Below are 17,210 nucleotides of genomic sequence, written 5' to 3'. Positions count from 1 at the left end.
GCCGACCACCAGATCGAGGGACGTGCAGCGAATCCCACCGAGCTGCCCGGACCCGCAGGCGCCGGACCTCGTCCATCCGGCAGGCGCACGAGCGCAGCCTGCGGGTCCGCCCATGCCCGGATCCGCGACGACCGCGACGTCCCGGCCCCGTCAGCGCACCACCGAGCTCAGCAGCAGGCTCGTCTCCGAGTTGACCACGCCCTCGATGCCGCGGATCCGTCGCAGCACGCCGTCGAAGGCCGCGAGGTCCTCGCAGGCGATCTCGGCGACCAGGTCCCAGCCGCCGTTGGTCGTGTGGAGGTTCTGGATCTCGACGAAGCCGCGCAGGGCGTCGATCGCCCGGTCCGTCGTGCGCCCCTCGACCTCGATGAAGGAGATCGCGCGCACGGGCGCCGTCTGCCCGTAGTCGCGCACGCGCACCGAGAAGCCGACGATCACGCCCTGGGCGGTGAGCTTCTCGATCCGGTGAGAGACCGTCGCCCGCGAGACGCCGAGCCGCTGGGCGAGGGAGGCGATCGGCGCGCGCCCGTCGGTGCGCAGCGCCGCCAGCAGTCGCCGGTCCAGGTCCGTCAGCCGGTCCACGGAGCCCTCCGGTGCAGTGTTCATGCGCAGAATGCTAGATCCCTGCTCGCAGAATGCGCATGAACTTGGCAGATCTCGCGCGATCCGGCTCTTCCGCCTGCCATCTGCAAAATCTACGCTGAGCATCACCAGGCACACCGCGAGAGACGGAGCGATGACGATGACGCAGCTGCTCGACGTGGCGAACATGGCCCGCTGGATCGTGCGGGACGGCGCCCAGAACATCCTCACCACCATGGTCGGGTACCTCGACCACGACTTCCGGCGCTGGCAGAGCTTCGAGCGGATCCCCCGGATCGCGAGCCACACCCCGTTCGGCGTGATCGAGCTGATGCCGACCTCCGACGGCGAGACGTACGCGTTCAAGTACGTCAACGGTCATCCCTCGAACCCCGCGCGCGGCTTCCAGACCGTGACCGCCTTCGGCGTCCTCGCCGACGTCGACAACGGCTACCCGGTGTTCCTCTCCGAGATGACGCTGCTGACGGCGCTGCGCACGGCGGCCGTTTCCGCCCTCGCCGCCCGCACCCTCGCCCGGCCCGACTCCCGCGTGCTCGCCCTCGTCGGCGCGGGCTCGCAGTCGGAGTTCCAGGCGCTCGCCTTCCGGGGTGTGCTCGGCATCGAGGAGCTGCGCGTGTTCGACGTCGACCCCGCGGCGGTCGACAAGGTGCGCCGCAACCTCGAGCCGCTCGGCTTCCGCATCCACGACGCCGCGACCGCCGCGGAGGCGGCCGAGGGCGCGGACATCATCACGACCTGCACCGCGGACAAGGCCCAGAACCGGGTCCTGGACCTGGCCGACGTGCGCCCCGGCGTGCACGTCAACGCGATCGGCGGCGACTGCCCCGGCAAGACCGAGCTGGACCCGCGGATCCTCGAGGCCGGTGACGTGTTCGTCGAGTTCACGCCGCAGACCCGCATCGAGGGCGAGATCCAGCAGATGCCGGATGACTTCGCCGTCACCGAGCTCTGGGAGGTGCTCACGGGCACCGCCGCAGGGCGCACCTCGCCCGAGCAGATCACCGTGTTCGACTCGGTGGGCTTCGCGATCTCCGACTTCTCGGGCCTGCGCTGCGCACGCGACGCGACGGCCGGCACCGACCTCGTCTCCGACGTGGACCTGGTGGCCTCCCCGAGCGACCCCAAGGATCTGTTCTCGCTGGTCAACTCGCTGTCCCCGGTCGGCGGGCGATGAGTGCCCCGGCCCTCGCCGGTGCTCGGTCGGAGCATCCGCTCCCCGTGCAGTCCCCGTCGCGGGCGTTGCTGGTGCGGCCCCACCACTTCACGGCGAACCCGGAGACGGCGCTCGACAACGCCTTCCAGTCCCTCGGCGCCGCGCGCGCCGAGGACCCCGCCGTGCTCGCCCGGCGGGCGTACGACGAGGTGGGGCGCCTCGCGGACGCGCTCGACGCAGCGGGCGTCGCGGTGACGATGTTCGATGATCCGGGCACGGCGACCCCCGACAGCGTGTTCCCGAACAACTGGCTGAGCACGCACGCGGACGGCACGCTCGCCCTGTTCCCCATGTATGCGCCCAGCCGCCGCGCCGAGCGCCGCGCGGACATCGTCGCCGCGCTGCGCAGGTGCTTCCACGTGCGCAGGGTCGTGGACTACTCCGACGGGGAGGCCGACGCGCGCTTCCTCGAGGGCACCGGGGCGATGGTGCTCGACGACGTCACGGGCACGGCCTTCGCGTGCCGCTCGCGGCGCCTCGACGAGACGCTGCTCGCGGAAGTGTGCGCGGACCTCGGTCTCGAACCCCTCGTCTTCGATGCGGCCGACGCCGCGAGCGTGCCCGTCTATCACACGAACGTGCTGATGAGCGTGGGGAACGAGGTCGCCGTCCTGGGCGCCTCGATGATCCGGGACCCGGCGCGGCGGGAGGCCGTGCGCGAGCGCCTGCGCGCGGGCGGCCGGGAGGTCGTCGAGATCGACGAGGGCCAGGTGCGGGCCTTCGCGGGGAACTGCCTCGAGGTCGTGTCGGAGGCGGGCGCGGCCTCCGATCCCGCGGGCGAACGCTCGCTGATGATGTCGGGGACCGCCGCCGCGGCGCTCACCCTCGATCAGCGTCGGCGGATAGAGCGCTCGTGCCGCGTGCGCGCGGTCGAGGTGCCGACGATCGAGACGGCGGGCGGATCGGTGCGCTGCATGATCGCCGGAATCCACCTGGCGCCGCGCGTCTGAGGCGCCCGCCGACCCGTCGGCCCCTGCAGTCCCGTCGGCTCCGCCAGCCCCATCGGCACCCGGCTCCTCAGGCGCGCGAGCGCCAGAGCAGCCAGACGAAGTAGGGCGCGCCGATGATCGCCACGACGAGTCCCGCGGGGACCTGGGCGGGGGCGATGAGGGTGCGGCCGATCGTGTCGGCGATGCTCACCAGCAGCGCGCCCAGCAGCATCGCGACCGGCACGGAGCGCAGGTGCCTCGCGCCGACAAGGGCCCGCGCGAGGTGCGGGGCGACGAGCCCCACGAACCCGATCGTGCCCACCGCGATGACACTGACGGAGGCGAGCACGGCCGCGCACGTGATCACCGCGAGACGGGTGCGCTCGAGGCGCACGCCGAGGATCCGCGGCGAGTCCTCGTCGAGCGCGAGCAGGTCGAGCTCGCGCGAGCGGGAGAGCACGAAGGGGGCGATGAGCACCAGGGCCACGGCGACGATCGCGACGTCGACCAGGCTGCGGCCGTAGGTGGTGCCGGAGAGCCAGGTGAGCAGGCGCGGGGTGTCCCACGGGTTCTGCCACAGCAGCAGGAACGTGGAGAGGGAGGAGAGGGCGAAGCCCATGCCGATGCCCACGAGCACGAGGCGCTCGGGTCGGATGCCGCGCCGCCAGGCCAGCAGGTAGATGACGGCGAAGGTGACGAGGCCGCCGACGATGGCGGCGCCCACCATCACGGGCCGGCTCGCGCCGTCCGCGCCGCCGGCGCTGATCGCGAGCACGGCGCCGAGGCCCGCTCCGGCGGTGATGCCGAGGATGCCGGGCTCGGCGAGCGGGTTGCGGACGGTGGACTGCACGACGCTGCCGGCCAGCGCGAGCGACGCGCCGCCCACGATCGCGGCGGTGGTCCTCGGCAGGCGCTCGTCGAGCGCGAAGCGCACCGGCGCAGGAGCCGCGTGCTGGAGCCACAGGAGCACGTCGCCCGTGCGCAGCCAGAGGCTGCCCGCGAGCAGTCCGACGAGTCCTGCCGCGGCGAGCGCCGCGAGGACGATCACGCCGATCACGAGGGCGCGCCGGCCGGAGCGCGGCGGGGTGCGGGCCTGCGGCGGCTCCTTCGCGGGCCCCGAGTCCCGCAGCCGACGGGCCAGGACGATCATGATGATCGCGCCCAGCAGGGAAGTCGCGATGCCGGTGGGGATCTTCGCGGCGGCCTCGGCGCCGGCGATGCCGCGCAGCAGCGCGTCGGCCAGGATGACGACGAGCGCACCCAGGAGTCCCGAGGCTGGGATGAGCAGCACGTGGCGGTGCAGGGCGGGCAGCAGCACCGCGAGCAGGCGGGCGAGCACCGGGGCGCCCAGGCCCACGAAGCCGACGGGCCCGGCGACGGTCACGGCGATCGCGGTGAGCAGCACGGCGCCGAGGATCCCGAGCATGCGGGTGCGGCGCACCGGGATGCCGAGGGAGGAGGCGGCGTCGTCGCCCAGGCCCAGGATGTCCAGGCGCCGGGAGATCAGCAGCATCACCACGAGCACGCCGGCGATCACCGGGATCGCGCGCAGGGAGGCGTCGAGGTTCAACTGGGCGAGGGAGCCGCTCCCCCAGGCGAACAGGCCCGTGGTCTGCACCTCGAAGAGGATGAGCAGGGCGGAGGTCGCGGCCTGCAGGGCGAGCGCGACCGCGGACCCGGCGAGCACGAGCCGCGTGGTGGAGGTCCCCGCGCCGCCCGAGATCGCGAGCACGAGGCCCGCGGCGGCGAGGCCGCCGGCGAAGGCCACGGCGCCGGACGCCCAGATCGGCACGGCCAGTCCGAAGGCGGCGACGGCGACGATCGCGAGGTAGGAGCCGGCGGTCACGGCGAGGGTGTCGGGCGAGGCGAGGGCGTTGCGGGAGATCGACTGCAGGACGGCGCCCGCCGCGCCGAGCGCGAAGCCGACCGCGACCCCGGCGAGCAGCCGCGGCAGGCGCGAGGCGGAGAAGATCGCGGAGACGGGGACGCCGCCCTCCCCCGCCCGGTCGGCGGGCTCCGCCCCGACGGCGGCGCGCAGCAGGTCCCCGAGGCCGATGCCCGAGGTCCCCTGGGTGAGGTGCCAGGCGCCGACGATCACCAGCGCCAGGGCGAGCACGACGAGCCCGCCGCCGCCCGCGAGCAGCGCGCCGACGCCCGCGCGCCGGGGCGCTGCGGGGGTCGGCGTCGCGGCCGGGGCCCGCTCCGCGCTCTCGGGGGCGGCGGTGGGGCTCGCCGTGGGGGTCACGGGCGGGTCACTTCGTGAGCGCGTCGACGTAGGCGTCGACCGCCTGTTCGGAGGTGCGGGGGCCGCCGAACGTCCAGATGCTCGAGGGGAACGCGTGGGCGCGGCCGTCCTCGACGGCGGGCAGCGAGGTCCAGATGTCGTTCTTCTCGAGCTCGGTGACGTAGTTGCCGGCCGGGTCGTCGGTCGACGTATAGAAGAGGTTCGCGTCGCCCACGGAGGTGAGGCCCTCCATGTCGGTCTGGCCCAGCCCGTAGATCGCGTCGGTCTTCCCGGTCCAGGCGGGCTTCAGCCCGAGCTCCTCGCCGAGCGCGCTGAACAGGGCGCCCTTCCCGAAGGGGCGGATGGAGACGTTGCCGCCGTCGACCCAACCGTCGAAGTAGACGAAATCGCGCGTGGGCAGGTCGACATCCTCGACCTTCTTCTTGGCCTCGGCGAGGTGCTGATCGAACTCCTCGAGGACCGCGTCCGCGCGCTCGGTCCGGCCGGTCGCCTTCCCGATCAGGGAGAACAGGTCCTTCATATTCCCGATGGGGTCCTTCGCGTCGGCGCCCTGGGTGGCGAGCACCGGCACTCCGCGCTCCTCGAGCTGGCCGATGATCTCGTCGTCCTTGCTGGAGGCCTCGACGATGATGAGGTCGGGGTCCGTGCCGTAGAGGGTGTCGAGGTCGGGCTCGCCGCGCTGGCCGACGTCCGTGACGCCGTCGGGGAGCTTCTCGGCGGTGTCCCAGGTGGTGAAGCCCTCGACGTCGGCGACGCCCACGGGCGTCACGCAGAGGCTGAGGAGGTCCTCGGTCTGCTGCCATTCGAGGACGGCGACGCGCTTCGCGGGCTCGTCGAGCTTCACGGTGCGGCCGAAGTCGTCGGTGAGCTCGACGGGGCCGGTCGCGGTCGAGGTGGAGTCGTCGGCGCAGGACTCGGACACGGCTGAGGCGTCCTTCGTGGCGTCGGTGGACGCCTCGACGTCGGTCGTGCCGCAGGCGGCGAGCGAGAGAGCCGTGAGGCCCAGGGTGAGGACGACGCCGAGGCGACGCAGCGAGGACGGACGCGAGGTGGTGGTCATGGTTCTCCGGGTGGTGACGGCCATGCGGCCGGGTGTGGGCGGGATGACGTGCAGCCAGGTGGTGACTGCGGTGGGGCGACGTGCGTGCGGGGCGGTGCGAGGGGGCCCGTGAACCGGCGGTCAGCGCTCGGGCCGACGGGCGGTCAGCGGGCGCGAGGGCGCCGCTCGGCGACCTCGATGCGGCGGCGTCCGCTGGCGGGATCCGTACTGGTCTCGATGGGGATGTCGTAGACCTCGCTGAGATGCTGCGAGGTGAGGACCTCGTCGACGGTGCCGGCCGCGTGGACGTCGCCGCGGCGCAGCAGCACCACGCGGTCGGCGATGCGGGTGGCCTGGCCGAGGTCGTGCAGGACCACGCCGATCGCGGCGCCGTGCTCGGCCGCGAGGTCCCGCACGAGGTCGAGGGTCTCGATCTGGAAACGCAGGTCGAGGTGGTTGGTGGGCTCGTCGAGCAGGACGATGCCGGTGTCCTGGGCGAGGCAGGAGGCCAGCCAGACGCGCTGGATCTCCCCGCCGGAGAGCTCGCCGACGCCGCGGGCGGCGAAGGCCGTGGTCCCGGTCAGCTCCATGGCCCGCTCGATCGCGGCCTCGTCGACATCGGAGAGACCGGCGAAGCGGCGGCGGTGCGGGTGGCGGCCGAAGCCGACGACCTCGCGCACGGTGAGGCCCTGCGGGGTGCCGCGGCTCTGGGAGAAGAGGGTGAGGGTGCGCGCGAAGTCCTTGGCGCCCATCAGCGCCGCGTCGCGCTCGGCGATGCGCACCTCTCCCTGGGTCAGCGGGTGCAGACGGGAGACGGCGCGCAGCACGGTCGACTTGCCGCTGCCGTTGGGGCCCAGCAGCACAGTGACCTCGCCAGGGCGGATCTGCAGGTCGACGCCGTGGACGACCTCGCTGCGGCCGTAGCGCAGCACGAGGCCCTCGGCGTCCAGCCGGCGCGCGGGGTCGGGCGATGCGGTGCGCCGGGCGGCCTCGCCTGCTCCGTCGGGGGCGAGGTCCTCGGACGGGACGGTGCTCTCCTCGACGGCGGTCGATCGGAGATCGGTCGTCATGAAGGAGAGCCTAACCGTGCCGCATGGTCGGCCACACCCTTCGACCGCCCTCAGAGATGTGCACTGCGGCACAGCCGGAGCGCGGGCGGACGGCGAGCGAGGCGCGGGCCCGCACCCTCAGTGCTCCCCGCTCACCTCGACGATCTCGGCGGCGCGGCGCTCGAGGTCCATGGGCTCGACGCCGTCGAGCATGTGCAGGGCGAAGTCCTCGCTGAAGCGCTCGAACAGCAGGGTGCCGCGCACGGAGTTGCCGTGCAGGTCCAGCTGCGGGGCGTAGGTCGCGATGCCGAAGCGGGAGGGCAGCGCGGCGATGATGCCGCCGGCGACCCCGGACTTCGCGGGCAGGCCGACGTCGCTCACCCAGTCGCCCGCGTTGTCGTACATCCCGCAGGTGAGCATCACGGAGAGGGTCTTGCGGGCTGCGACGCGGGAGAACACCTCCTCGCCCGTCAGCGGATTGGTGCCGCCCGAGGCGAGTGTCGCGGCCATCACGGCGAGATCCGTGACCGAGGCGAGGACCGAGCAGCCTTCGATGTACCCCTCGACGACCTCGTGCGCCTCCTCGGTCATGGAGCCGGCGGCGCGCAGCATGTAGGCGAGCGCGAGGTTGCGGTCGGCCGTGCGGGCCTCCTCGCGGCGGGTCGCCTCGTGCAGGGCGAGGGTGTGGCCGGCGGCGGCCTCGAGCACGGAGCGCAGGCGCTCGGTGCGCTCGCCCTGGGTGGGACCGAGCATCGCGTGGGTGCGGATCGCGCCGATGTTCACCAGCGGGTTCTTGGGCTTCTTCGTCCACACGTCGAGGCTGAGGGCGTTGAACTGCTCGCCCGTCGGCTCCTCGTCGACGATCGAGTTCACGTACTCCAGGCCGTGCAGGTCGATCGCGGCGCCGTAGGCGAAGGCCTTGGAGATCGACTGGATCGGGAAGCAGTGGTCGGTGCCGGCGGTGGTGATCTCGCCGTCGGTCATGCACAGGGCGACGCCGAGGTGGTCCTCGCGCGCCCCGGAGAGGCGGGCGAGGTCGGGGATGTCGCCGTCGGGCACGGCGGAGCCGAGGACGTGCCTCTGCCGGTCGAAGTAGGTGCTGAGCGCGCTGGTCACCCTCGGACCGTACACGGGGCGCAGCGAACACCCCAGCCCGGTGCCGCGGGCGGGCCGACGGGCCGGCGAGGGGCCGGTGCAGGGCCGGACGGTGAGTCGGTGCAGAGCCGGCCGAAGCGCCTGTTCCGACGTCCGTCAGGCTGGCCGCTCGCCCGCGAGCGCCTCCTCGAGCGCGGCGAGATCCTCGGGGCGCATGGTTCGGGCGTGCTCGGGGCGCGGGCTCAGCAGCCGACGGGTCACGTGGACGGGCACCTGTTCGAGGCCGAGGCGCAGGGCGACGGCCACGCGGTGGTTCCCGTCCAGCGTCGCGAACTGCTCGTTGAAGGCGAGGTCGAGCGGGGTGCGGATGCCGTGGACGCGCACATCGGCCTCGATCGCGTCGAGGTGGGCGGGGGTGTCCAGGTGCGGGGAGCCGACGACCTCCCGGTCCACGGCCCGATAGCGGGCGACGAGCGCGGTGGGCAGCAGCACGGCGGGGAGGGCGCGGCCCGAGCGGCGCTCCATGACGAGCTGCGCGGGGTCCTCGGGATCTGCTCCGATCTCCCCGAAACCGCAGCGCTCGTAGAGCCGTCGCGCGCTGGGGTTCTCACGCATCACGTGCAGGCGCAGGCGCACCGCGGGAAGGTGCTCCTCGGCCCAGTCGATGCAGGCGTCGATGAGGGCCCGGCCCGCACCGGTTCCGCGCGCCTCCGGGGCGACCCACACGGAGAAGATCATGGCCGGCTCCCCCGGCTCCGTCCCGGGGACCACCCGGGCGATGCCTCGTGGGGCCTCGCCGCCCTCGGGGGTCGCCAGGATGCATGCGCCGAGCGCGAGGAAGCGGTCCCAGTAGGTCGGGTCCTCGCGCTCGCGCTCGAGGGTCCCCTCGTAGGTCGAGCCGAACGCCTCGGGATCCTCCTGCAGGGTGCGCAGACGCAGGGTGCGGACCAGGTCGCGGTCGGCGGGCGTGGCGAGGCGGGTGAGCGGGACTGTCATGTCGTCGCTCTTCACCGCTCCGGGTCGACGGGGCGCGTCTGCTCGTGGTCCGTCGGCGCCGAAGCCTGGTCCGTCGGCGCCGCCTGGTCCGTCGGGGCCGCCGCCCGGTCCGTCCCGGTGAACCGTCCGATCCCGGCCATCAGGTGGTAGATGACGAGCGCGGCGAGGGTGCCCAGCGCGATGCCGGTGAGCTGGATGCCGCCGAAGGTCCAGGTGACGTTCGCGATGCCGACCACGAGGGCGACGCCCGCCGTGATCTGGTTCTTCGGGCGGGAGAAGTCCACGTTGCCGTCGACCCACATGCGCACGCCCACGATGCCGATGAGCCCGTAGAGCACGAAGGTCACGCCGCCCAGCACGCCCGGCGGGATCGTGTTGATGAGAGCTCCCACCTTCGGGGAGAGCGAGAGCAGGATCGCGACGACGCCCGCGACCCAGTAGGCGGCGGTCGAGTACACGCGGGTCGCGGACATGACGCCGATGTTCTCGCCGTAGGTGGTGGTCGGCGAGCCGCCGAACACGGCCGAGAGCGCCGTGGCGATCCCGTCGGAGGCGAGCGTGCGCCCCACCATGTGGTCGAGGTTCCGCCCGGTCATCAGTCCCACGCTCGTCACGTGGCCGACGTTCTCCGCCAGCAGCACCACGATCACCGGCAGGAACATCGGCAGCAGCGAGAGGTCCAGCGTGGGGTGGTGGAACTGGGGCAGCCCGAGCCAATGGGCCTCGTGGACGGTCGTGAAGTCGACCTCGCCGCGGGCGACGGCGACGAGGTACCCAACGATCACGCCCAGCAGCACCGAGACCCGGCCCAGCATGCCCTTGAACAGCGCCGTGCACAGCACCACCGCGAACAGCGTGATGGTCGCGGTCACCGCGGACTTCTGGAAGTTCCCGTAGGCCGTCGGCGCGAGGTTGAAGCCGATGAGGGCGACGATCGAGCCCATCACCACGGGCGGCATGAGCAGCCCGATCCAGCGCGTGCCCACGGCCTGCACGAGCAGCCCGAGCAGCGCCATCGCGATGCCGATGACGAGCACCCCGCCGAGGGCCGCGGACATCGACCCGGCCTGCGTGGAGTCGGTGATCGGGGCGATGAACGCGAAGGACGACCCCAGGTAGCTGGGCACCCGATTGCGGGTGATCACCAGGAACAGCAGGGTGCCGATGCCGCTGAACAGCAGCGTCGTCGAGGGCGGGAAGCCCGTCAGCAGGGGCACCAGGAAGGTCGCGCCGAACATGGCGACCACGTGCTGGGCGCCGATGCCGATGGTCAGCGGCCACGCCAGGCGCTCCTCGGGGCGCACGATCGCATCGGGGGCGACGGAGCGGCCGTCGCCGTGCAGGGTCCAGACGGGCATGGGTGCTCCAGGGGTGAGGAGGGCGGGTCGGGGGCGTTCGGCCGGTCAGCGCGGTCGGCGGATCAGCACGGTCGACGGATCAGCGCGACGACCGCCGGATCAGCGCCGCGCGGCCCCGGGGAAGACCTTGATCCGTGCGCGCTCCGCGGAGACGTCGGGGATCAGCTCCGGGGAGGCCGCGGTGGCGGGCTCGTTGCGGGTGCGGAAGTCGGCGAACATGCGGCTGAGGTCCGGCGCGCCGTACTCGTCGCGCACGGGCGCGGGCACGGTGAGCATGAGGGCCGCGACGACGCCCACGGCGAGCGCGACGCCGCCGGTCATCAGCCCCGCCCCGGCGCCGGTCGCCAGGGAGTTCACGATGACGTCGAGGAAGCCGACGACCAGCATGACCACGCCCGCGATGACGGCGCTCGAGCGGGCCACGTCGGCCGGGCGCTCGAGCAGCGAGCGGCGCGCGAACAGCGAGATCGCGACGAAGCACGCGGAGATCACGGCATCCATCACGTGGATGACCGGCCCGCCCATGCCCGCTCCCCCGATCGCGGCGACCGCTGCGATCAGGTTCCACACGATCGCGGCGGCGTGCATGATCGCGCCGAACTCGAAGGCGCGCACGGCGTAGACGATCCAGTCCACGCGCTGGAAGTTCAGCGGCATCGTGCGCACGAACGAGCGCGAGATCATCACGCCCCAGGCGGCGAACACGAAGGGCAGGTAGACGAAGTCCGTCGCGAACGAGGTCGGTGCGGCGAACTCGAGGCGCAGGGAGTTGTCGGCGATCGCGAGGATCACCAGGCCCGACGCGGCGCCCGCGCAGAACACGAACCAGGAGCGGTCGCGGCGCAGCGCCGCCCCGATCAGCAGCGTCAGCAGGAGCGCGGAGACGAGCGCGCTCGCGAAGGTGATGAGCGAGTACGCCCAGCCGGTGACGAAGACGCGGCCCACGAGCATGACCACGGCGAACACGAAGGATGCCGCGGCGGCCAGGGCGATGCCGGCGATCACCGTGCGCGAGCGGCGCCGCGCGAGCGCCGAGGGCAGATAGCCCTCGTGGGCGCGCGGCTCGATGCCGACCACGGCGCCCGCGAGCAGCAGGGAGACCCCGGCCCCGAGACCGAGAGGCGGGCCCTCTGGGAGCGGGGAGAACATGACGGGGATCGAGGTCACGAGGTCGGCGACGATCGTGCCGACGGCCACCAGCAGCACGGGCGCGAGGCCGATCACGCGGACGGTCCGCACGAGCCGCAGCGGCGAGGTCTTCGGCACCCAGCGCAGCACGAGGACCACCACGAGCACGAGCAGGCCGAAGCCGACCGCGATGCGTCCGATGAGGTCCACCGGGGTGTACCCGGCGTGGGTGAAGGAGGTCGACAGGGCGGCGACCAGGCACACGAAGGCGGTGACGTCGCGCAGGGCGTCGAAGGCGCCGAGGTCGGCGAAGCGCGCGGGGATCGCCGGGGAGCGCCCCGGGGCGTCGGCCGCGTTCGGCGTGGTGCCCGAGCGCGCGTAGGTCGCGGCGGAGCCGTTCTCCGCGTCCGAGGAGCCGCCGACGGGCGCGGGGGCGTCCTCGCCGTGCGGGGCGAGGGTGCGGGCGTCCTCATCGGTGCTCTCGCGGGTCCAGTCCGCGTCGGTCCCGGTGCCGTTCCCGTCGTCGGTCCCGGCACCTGTCCCGTCGTCGGTCCCCGCGCGGTTCCCTGCGGCCGCGCCGTCCTCGGGCACCTGGCCGTCCTCGTCGAGCGCGGGGAGCGCGCCGGTGCGGGTGTCGCGGAGGTCGTCGCCCGCCTGCCCGTCGTCCTGCCCGCCCGTCTGCACGGTCGGACGCACGGGCCTGCGGTGCCGCGGGTGGCCGGCCCGCTCGGCGGCGAGCAGCTCGACCTCCTCGCGGCCGGGGAGCTTCTCGGTGGGGACCGTCCCGGGATCCGCGGAGAAGATCCAGTCCTCGTCCCCGCCCCGTGAGCCACGGCGGTCGCGCGCCATCCGGTCCCTCCCTGCTCCTCGACCCTGCGGCCCCGATCCTGCCCGATCCGTCGTCGTCGGACGACGCCGGGCTCCGGGGCCTTCTGCGGGCCGATTCTAGGCGGGGAGGCGGTGCGTCCGTCCGGGGCGCGCCGTCGGCCGACGGGCCGGGAGCGTGGCCGCGGTCGCATGCCTGCTCGCGGGCGTGCTCGTGCGGGCCGTGCCTGGGTACGCTGGGAGGCATGCCAGCACCCGAGCTCGCGCTCACCGAGCGCTTCCAGTCCGCCTTCGCCCAGGCCTTCGGGGAGGAGTTCCGCGACGCGGATCCGATCATCCGCCCCTCGCAGTTCGCCGACTTCCAGTGCAACGCGGCGATGGGCCTCGCGAAGCGCGTGGGCGCGAAGCCCCGGGACGTGGCCCAGCAGATCCTGGACGCCGTCGACCTCACCGGGCTCGCCGAGACCCCGGAGATCGCCGGGCCCGGCTTCCTCAACATCCGCCTGCGCACGGACTGGATCGGCAACCAGGCGGCCGAGCTCGCCCTCCCTGATGCGCACCTGGGCATCCCCGCGCCCGACCACGCCGACACCGTGGTCATCGACTACTCGGCGCCGAACGTCGCCAAGGAGATGCACGTCGGCCACCTGCGCACCACGGTCGTGGGCGACGCCCTCGCGCGCACCCTCGAGAAGCTCGGCCACACCGTCGTGCGCCAGAACCACATCGGCGACTGGGGCACGCCCTTCGGCATGCTCATCGAGCACCTCCTGGACGTGGGCGAGGACGGCGACGAGGCGAAGCTCCTGGAGAGCGACCCCAACGCCTTCTACCAGCACGCCCGCGCGAAGTTCGACGGCGACTCCGCCTTCGCGGACCGCGCGCGCTCCCGCGTGGTCACCCTGCAGGCCGGGGACCAGCAGACCCTGGAGATCTGGACCCGACTGGTGGAGCTGTCCAAGCAGTACTTCCACCGCATCTACGACATGCTGGACGTGACCCTCACGGACGACGACCTCGCCGGGGAATCCAGCTACAACGACCAGCTCGAGATCGTCGCGAAGCAGCTCGAGGCCGACGGCCTCGCCCGGATCTCCGACGGGGCGCTGTGCGTGTTCCCCGAGGGCTTCATCGGCCGCGACGAGAAGCCGCTGCCGCTGATCATCCGCAAGTCCGACGGCGGCTACGGGTACGGCACGACCGACCTCGCCGCCATCCGCCATCGCATCCAGGACCTGCGCGCCGACCGCATCGCCTACGTGATCGGCACCGCGCAGGAGCTGCACATGAACATGGTCTTCGAGACCGCGCGCGAGGCGGGCTGGCTCACGGACGCCGTCGAGGCGACGCACGTGAAGATCGGCTCGGTGCTGGGCGAGGACGGGAAGATCCTGCGCACCCGCTCGGGCACCTCGCTGCGCCTGATGTCCCTGCTCGAGGAGGCCGTGCAGACCGCCCGCGGCGTCATCGACGAGCTGCGCCCCGACCTGCCCGAGGACGAGCGCGCCGAGATCGCGCACGCCGTGGGCATCGGCGGCGTGAAGTACGCGGACCTCTCGACCGCGCACGACTCCGACTACGTCTTCGACCTCGAGCGGATGCTCGCCCTCACCGGCAACACCGCCCCCTACCTGCAGTACGCGGTCGCGCGCATCCGCTCGATCTCGCGGCGCGCCGCCGAGCAGGGCGTCACCGCCGGCCCCGCCCCCCGCGTCGAGAACGACGCCGAGCGGGCGCTCGCCCTCGAGCTGCTGCAGTTCGGTCCCACGCTCGAGCAGGTCGGTGCCGCGTACGAGCCGCACCGGCTGTGCGCCTACCTGTTCTCCCTCGCACAGGCCTTCACGGCCTTCTACGACGCGTCCCCGATCCTCAAGGAGTCCGACGGCGAGGTTCGCGCGGGCCGTCTCGCGCTCGCCGAGCTCACCGAGCGGGTCCTGGTCGAAGGGCTCGACGCGCTGGGGGTGCGCGCGCCGCAGCGCATGTGACGACCGGCCCGGGAATCCGGCATGTCCGGTCATGGGTGCATGTTCGTCGCCGCCGTGACGGAACCGTGTCCGTTCGTGACCGAACCGTGTCCTGCTGCGGTACAGAAGTCGCTGGTCATCACGCGCCGGCGCTTCGTAACCTGTGACGGTGGTGAGAAGCCGGAGGACGCATGCGGCCGCGTGGGCGGTCTACATCGTCGCGGCCGTCCTGCACATGATCGCCCTCGTGACGAACACCGGCGCCCTCGCGCTGGCCACCAAGGCCCTGCTGGCGCCCGCGCTCATCGTCGCGGTCCTCAGCGCGCTCTCGCTCACCCAGCGCATGGCCAAGCGCCTCACCTTCGCGCTCGCCCTGGCCTTCCTCGCCGACATCGCCCCTGGCTTCACGCCGTGGGCGCACGGCGCGACCTCCGTGCTGTTCCTGCTCGCGCTCATCGTCTACGCGGCCACGCTCGCCCCGTACTGGCTGCGCGAGCTCGACGGGCTGCACCTGCTGCTCGCGATCCCCTACGGAGGCGTGGTCATCGGGCTGTTCCTCGCGTGCGCGGGAGGCGCCGGGAGCCTGCTCCCGCTGCTGGTCGTCTACGCGCTGGTGCTCGCCGCCGTCGCCTTCCTCTCGGCCGGCGTGAACCCGCTGACCTGGATCGGCGGCACCCTGCTGCTGCTCTCGAGCTCCGTGCTGGGGATGTCCTGGTTCCTGCCGGGCGCCTGGATCCCCGAGTCCGACCTGTGGGTGATGGGCTCCTACATCGCGGGCAACGCCCTGCTGGTGCTGGGACTGCTGCGCACCGTGCCGGCGCGCCGCTGGGCCCCTCAGCCCAGCAGCGGCGCCTCGCTCGTCATCATCGAGGGCTGATCTGCCCGTCGGCGCGACCGGAACGCACCATCGGCCCGTCGGCCGCTCAGTGAGTCGGCGTCAGTCGGCCGCTCAGTCCGTGCCGAGCGCCTTCGCGATCGCCGCGCGCTGCTCGGTGAGCAGACGCCCCATCTCCTCGCCCGGCCGCAGACCCGAGAGGAAGGCGAGGCGCCCGTGGATCTCCCGGTAGGAGACCTCGGGGCCGGCCTCCTCGAGCTGCAGGCGCAGCACGCGGGCATCGGTGAGGAAGATGTCGTCCGTGCCCACGCTGAGGTGGATCGGCGGCAGGTCGTGGAGGTGGGCGTTGACCGGGGAGAGGTCCTGGTCGTCCAGGGGCGTGCGGCCCGCGTAGGACTGCGCGGCGAGGGTGAGCAGACGCCGCTCCTGCGGGAAGTCCCGCCGTCCTGTCTCGGTCATGCCGGTGTTGGCGAGCTCGAGGTCCGCCCAGGGGGACATGAGCACGACCAGCGCGGGCTCGGGGATGTCGGCCAGCGGGCCGACGCCGTCGCGGATGCGGCGCACGACGGCGAGCGCGAGCGCGGCCCCCGCGTTGTGGCACGAGAGCACCCAGGGCGCCTCGCCGAGCGCACCGGAGCCGGCGAGGCGTGCGAGCACGGCCTCGACGTCCTCGAGGGCGACGGGGTGCTGGTGGTCCGGCGCGGTGCGGTAGTCCACGAGGAGGCCCGCGCACTGCTGGGCGTCGGCCTGGCGGGAGAGCCATGCCCAGTCGCCCGGGAACGGGCCGGAGAGGAAGGCGCCGCCGTGCAGGTGGACGATCACGCCGTTCGAGGCGTGGTGGCGGTCGAGCCAGACGCAGCGGGTGCGGTCGATCATCTCCACGTCCACCGCATGGCGCTTGAGGACACCGCCGCCGGGCATCGGGCGGCGCGCCTCGCGCAGCGTATGGGTGTAGAAGGCCTTCGGCAGAGGCAGCCGGCGCACGGTGCGTCCTGCCATGATCGCGGCGTCGCGGATACGACTCATCACGTCTCCTGTGCGGTGGGCTCGGTCCCCACCAGCCTAGCGACTCCGAGCCGCAGGTAGCCTGCACGGCATGACGTCCTCCACCACGCCCTCGGGCGCGCACTCCCCCGCCGCGGACCCCGACGCCGACCCCGCCGTCGGTCCTGCCGTCGGCCCCGGCGCCGAGCGCCCTGTCCTCCCAGGGAACGGCCCCGTCCTGATCCTCGCCGCGATGGACGAGGAGGCCTCGCCGCTGGTCGAGCGCATGCTCTCCCCGCGCCGCGTCGATCTCCCGCTGTCGGCCCCGGCCCACGCCTGGGCGGGCACCCTGGGCGGGCTCCACGCCGTGGTCGCGACCAGCGGGATCGGCATCAGCGCGGCGACGGCCGCGGCGACCTGGGGCATCCTCACCCAGCGGCCGCGCCTGGTGATCAGCGCGGGCTCGGCGGGTGGCCTCGCCTCCGGGATCGGCGTGGGCACGCTCGTGATCGGGGAGTCCTTCACCTATTCGATCGCCGATGCGACCGCCTTCGGCTATGCGCCCGGCCAGGTGCCCGGCGGCCCCGAGCGCTTCCGCACCGATCCGCGCCTGGTGGACCTCGCGGCGCGCGCGGCCGAGGAGGCGGCGAGCGCGCACGGGGTGCGCCGCGGTCTCATGCTCTCCGGCGACGCCTTCGTGACCGCCGAGATCGCCGCTCCGATGCGTGAGCGCTTCCCCGGCGCCCTCAGCGCCGACATGGAGTCCACGGCGATCGCCCAGACCTGCTCCTCGCTGGGGGTGCCGTTCCTCGCGATGCGCGCGATCTCGGACCTCTGCGGGCCGGAGGCCGACGAGCAGTTCCATCTCGAGCTCGACGTGGTCGCCGAGACGTCGGCCCGCGCCGTCTGCCGGCTGCTCGAGGACGTGGCGGCGGGCTGAGCGGGCG

14 protein-coding genes are annotated in these 17,210 nt (G+C 73.1%); 5 read left to right on the top strand and 9 right to left on the bottom strand.

Going from position 1 to position 17,210, the window contains the following annotated elements; translation table 11 throughout:
* Window positions 1-150 precede the first annotated feature (150 nt).
* Complete coding sequence (locus I8D64_RS10425) at window positions 151-606, bottom strand: Lrp/AsnC family transcriptional regulator (protein WP_214651184.1); 456 nt, start codon at window positions 604-606, stop codon at window positions 151-153.
* Window positions 607-742: 136 nt separating this feature from the next.
* Between I8D64_RS10425 and I8D64_RS10420 the strand changes: the two genes are divergently transcribed.
* Window positions 743-1,777, top strand: coding sequence for an ornithine cyclodeaminase (locus I8D64_RS10420; RefSeq protein WP_200502673.1), 1,035 nt, complete (start codon window positions 743-745; stop codon window positions 1,775-1,777).
* 44 nt (window positions 1,778-1,821) lie between these two features.
* Complete coding sequence (gene ctlX, locus I8D64_RS10415) at window positions 1,822-2,766, top strand: citrulline utilization hydrolase CtlX (RefSeq protein WP_200502513.1); 945 nt, start codon at window positions 1,822-1,824, stop codon at window positions 2,764-2,766.
* 67 nt (window positions 2,767-2,833) lie between these two features.
* On the opposite strand, the gene I8D64_RS10410 is transcribed toward ctlX, so the two are convergent.
* The 7 genes from I8D64_RS10410 to I8D64_RS10380 form a co-directional block, all read right to left on the bottom strand.
* Complete coding sequence (locus tag I8D64_RS10410; protein WP_200502511.1) at window positions 2,834-4,990, bottom strand: Fe(3+)-hydroxamate ABC transporter permease FhuB; 2,157 nt, start codon at window positions 4,988-4,990, stop codon at window positions 2,834-2,836.
* Window positions 4,991-4,997: 7 nt separating this feature from the next.
* The gene (locus I8D64_RS10405) at window positions 4,998-6,050 is read right to left on the bottom strand and encodes an iron-siderophore ABC transporter substrate-binding protein (RefSeq protein WP_200502509.1); all 1,053 of its coding nucleotides are present in this window, start codon (window positions 6,048-6,050) and stop codon (window positions 4,998-5,000) included.
* 143 nt (window positions 6,051-6,193) lie between these two features.
* Window positions 6,194-7,099 carry an ABC transporter ATP-binding protein gene (locus I8D64_RS10400; protein WP_200502506.1) on the bottom strand — a complete coding sequence of 302 codons (906 nt, stop codon included), beginning with the start codon at window positions 7,097-7,099 and terminating at the stop codon, window positions 6,194-6,196.
* A gap of 117 nt (window positions 7,100-7,216) precedes the next feature.
* Window positions 7,217-8,194 (bottom strand): glutaminase A, encoded by a 978-nt coding sequence (gene glsA, locus I8D64_RS10395; protein ID WP_200502505.1) that lies wholly within the window; start codon window positions 8,192-8,194, stop codon window positions 7,217-7,219.
* A 135-nt stretch (window positions 8,195-8,329) separates the two neighbouring features.
* Window positions 8,330-9,169 carry a GNAT family N-acetyltransferase gene (locus I8D64_RS10390; protein ID WP_200502503.1) on the bottom strand — a complete coding sequence of 280 codons (840 nt, stop codon included), beginning with the start codon at window positions 9,167-9,169 and terminating at the stop codon, window positions 8,330-8,332.
* 11 nt (window positions 9,170-9,180) lie between these two features.
* Window positions 9,181-10,527 (bottom strand): uracil-xanthine permease family protein, encoded by a 1,347-nt coding sequence (locus I8D64_RS10385; RefSeq protein WP_200502501.1) that lies wholly within the window; start codon window positions 10,525-10,527, stop codon window positions 9,181-9,183.
* Window positions 10,528-10,626: 99 nt separating this feature from the next.
* Window positions 10,627-12,504: a DUF7937 domain-containing protein gene (locus I8D64_RS10380; protein ID WP_200502500.1), complete on the bottom strand. Its 1,878-nt coding sequence runs from the start codon at window positions 12,502-12,504 to the stop codon at window positions 10,627-10,629.
* A gap of 221 nt (window positions 12,505-12,725) precedes the next feature.
* Between I8D64_RS10380 and argS the strand changes: the two genes are divergently transcribed.
* Together argS and I8D64_RS10370 are read left to right on the top strand one after the other, a co-directional pair.
* A complete protein-coding gene (gene argS, locus I8D64_RS10375; protein ID WP_200502499.1) occupies window positions 12,726-14,465 on the top strand; it encodes an arginine--tRNA ligase in 1,740 nt (579 codons plus the stop codon).
* 148 nt (window positions 14,466-14,613) lie between these two features.
* A complete protein-coding gene (locus I8D64_RS10370; RefSeq protein WP_239204398.1) occupies window positions 14,614-15,321 on the top strand; it encodes a lysoplasmalogenase family protein in 708 nt (235 codons plus the stop codon).
* Between the two features lie 72 nt (window positions 15,322-15,393).
* Here the strand turns inward: I8D64_RS10370 and I8D64_RS10365 are convergent, their stop codons facing one another.
* Window positions 15,394-16,305 carry an alpha/beta hydrolase fold domain-containing protein gene (locus tag I8D64_RS10365; protein ID WP_200502498.1) on the bottom strand — a complete coding sequence of 304 codons (912 nt, stop codon included), beginning with the start codon at window positions 16,303-16,305 and terminating at the stop codon, window positions 15,394-15,396.
* A 70-nt stretch (window positions 16,306-16,375) separates the two neighbouring features.
* On the opposite strand from I8D64_RS10365, the gene mtnN reads away from it, so the two are divergent.
* The gene (mtnN, locus tag I8D64_RS10360; protein WP_200502497.1) at window positions 16,376-17,203 is read left to right on the top strand and encodes a 5'-methylthioadenosine/S-adenosylhomocysteine nucleosidase; all 828 of its coding nucleotides are present in this window, start codon (window positions 16,376-16,378) and stop codon (window positions 17,201-17,203) included.
* Window positions 17,204-17,210 lie beyond the last annotated feature (7 nt).

The organism is Brachybacterium halotolerans (genome assembly GCF_016623465.1).
In the GTDB taxonomy this organism is placed as follows: Bacteria; Actinomycetota; Actinomycetes; order Actinomycetales; family Dermabacteraceae; genus Brachybacterium; species Brachybacterium halotolerans.
The sequence above is the reverse complement of the archived record's forward strand: the minus strand, read 5'-3'. Positions and strand labels throughout refer to the sequence as shown.

Excerpts from the sequence above, each read along its gene's own strand:
- I8D64_RS10425 (WP_214651184.1), bottom strand. The coding sequence starts at position 606 with ATGAACACTGCACCGGAGGGCTCCGTGGACCGGCTGACGGACCTGGAC.
- I8D64_RS10420 (WP_200502673.1), top strand. The coding sequence starts at position 743 with ATGACGCAGCTGCTCGACGTGGCGAACATGGCCCGCTGGATCGTGCGG.
- I8D64_RS10405 (WP_200502509.1), bottom strand. The coding sequence starts at position 6,050 with ATGACCACCACCTCGCGTCCGTCCTCGCTGCGTCGCCTCGGCGTCGTC.
- I8D64_RS10400 (WP_200502506.1), bottom strand. The coding sequence starts at position 7,099 with ATGACGACCGATCTCCGATCGACCGCCGTCGAGGAGAGCACCGTCCCG.
- I8D64_RS10390 (WP_200502503.1), bottom strand. The coding sequence starts at position 9,169 with ATGACAGTCCCGCTCACCCGCCTCGCCACGCCCGCCGACCGCGACCTG.
- I8D64_RS10385 (WP_200502501.1), bottom strand. The coding sequence starts at position 10,527 with ATGCCCGTCTGGACCCTGCACGGCGACGGCCGCTCCGTCGCCCCCGAT.
- I8D64_RS10380 (WP_200502500.1), bottom strand. The coding sequence starts at position 12,504 with ATGGCGCGCGACCGCCGTGGCTCACGGGGCGGGGACGAGGACTGGATC.
- argS (WP_200502499.1), top strand. The coding sequence starts at position 12,726 with ATGCCAGCACCCGAGCTCGCGCTCACCGAGCGCTTCCAGTCCGCCTTC.
- I8D64_RS10365 (WP_200502498.1), bottom strand. The coding sequence starts at position 16,305 with ATGAGTCGTATCCGCGACGCCGCGATCATGGCAGGACGCACCGTGCGC.
- mtnN (WP_200502497.1), top strand. The coding sequence starts at position 16,376 with ATGACGTCCTCCACCACGCCCTCGGGCGCGCACTCCCCCGCCGCGGAC.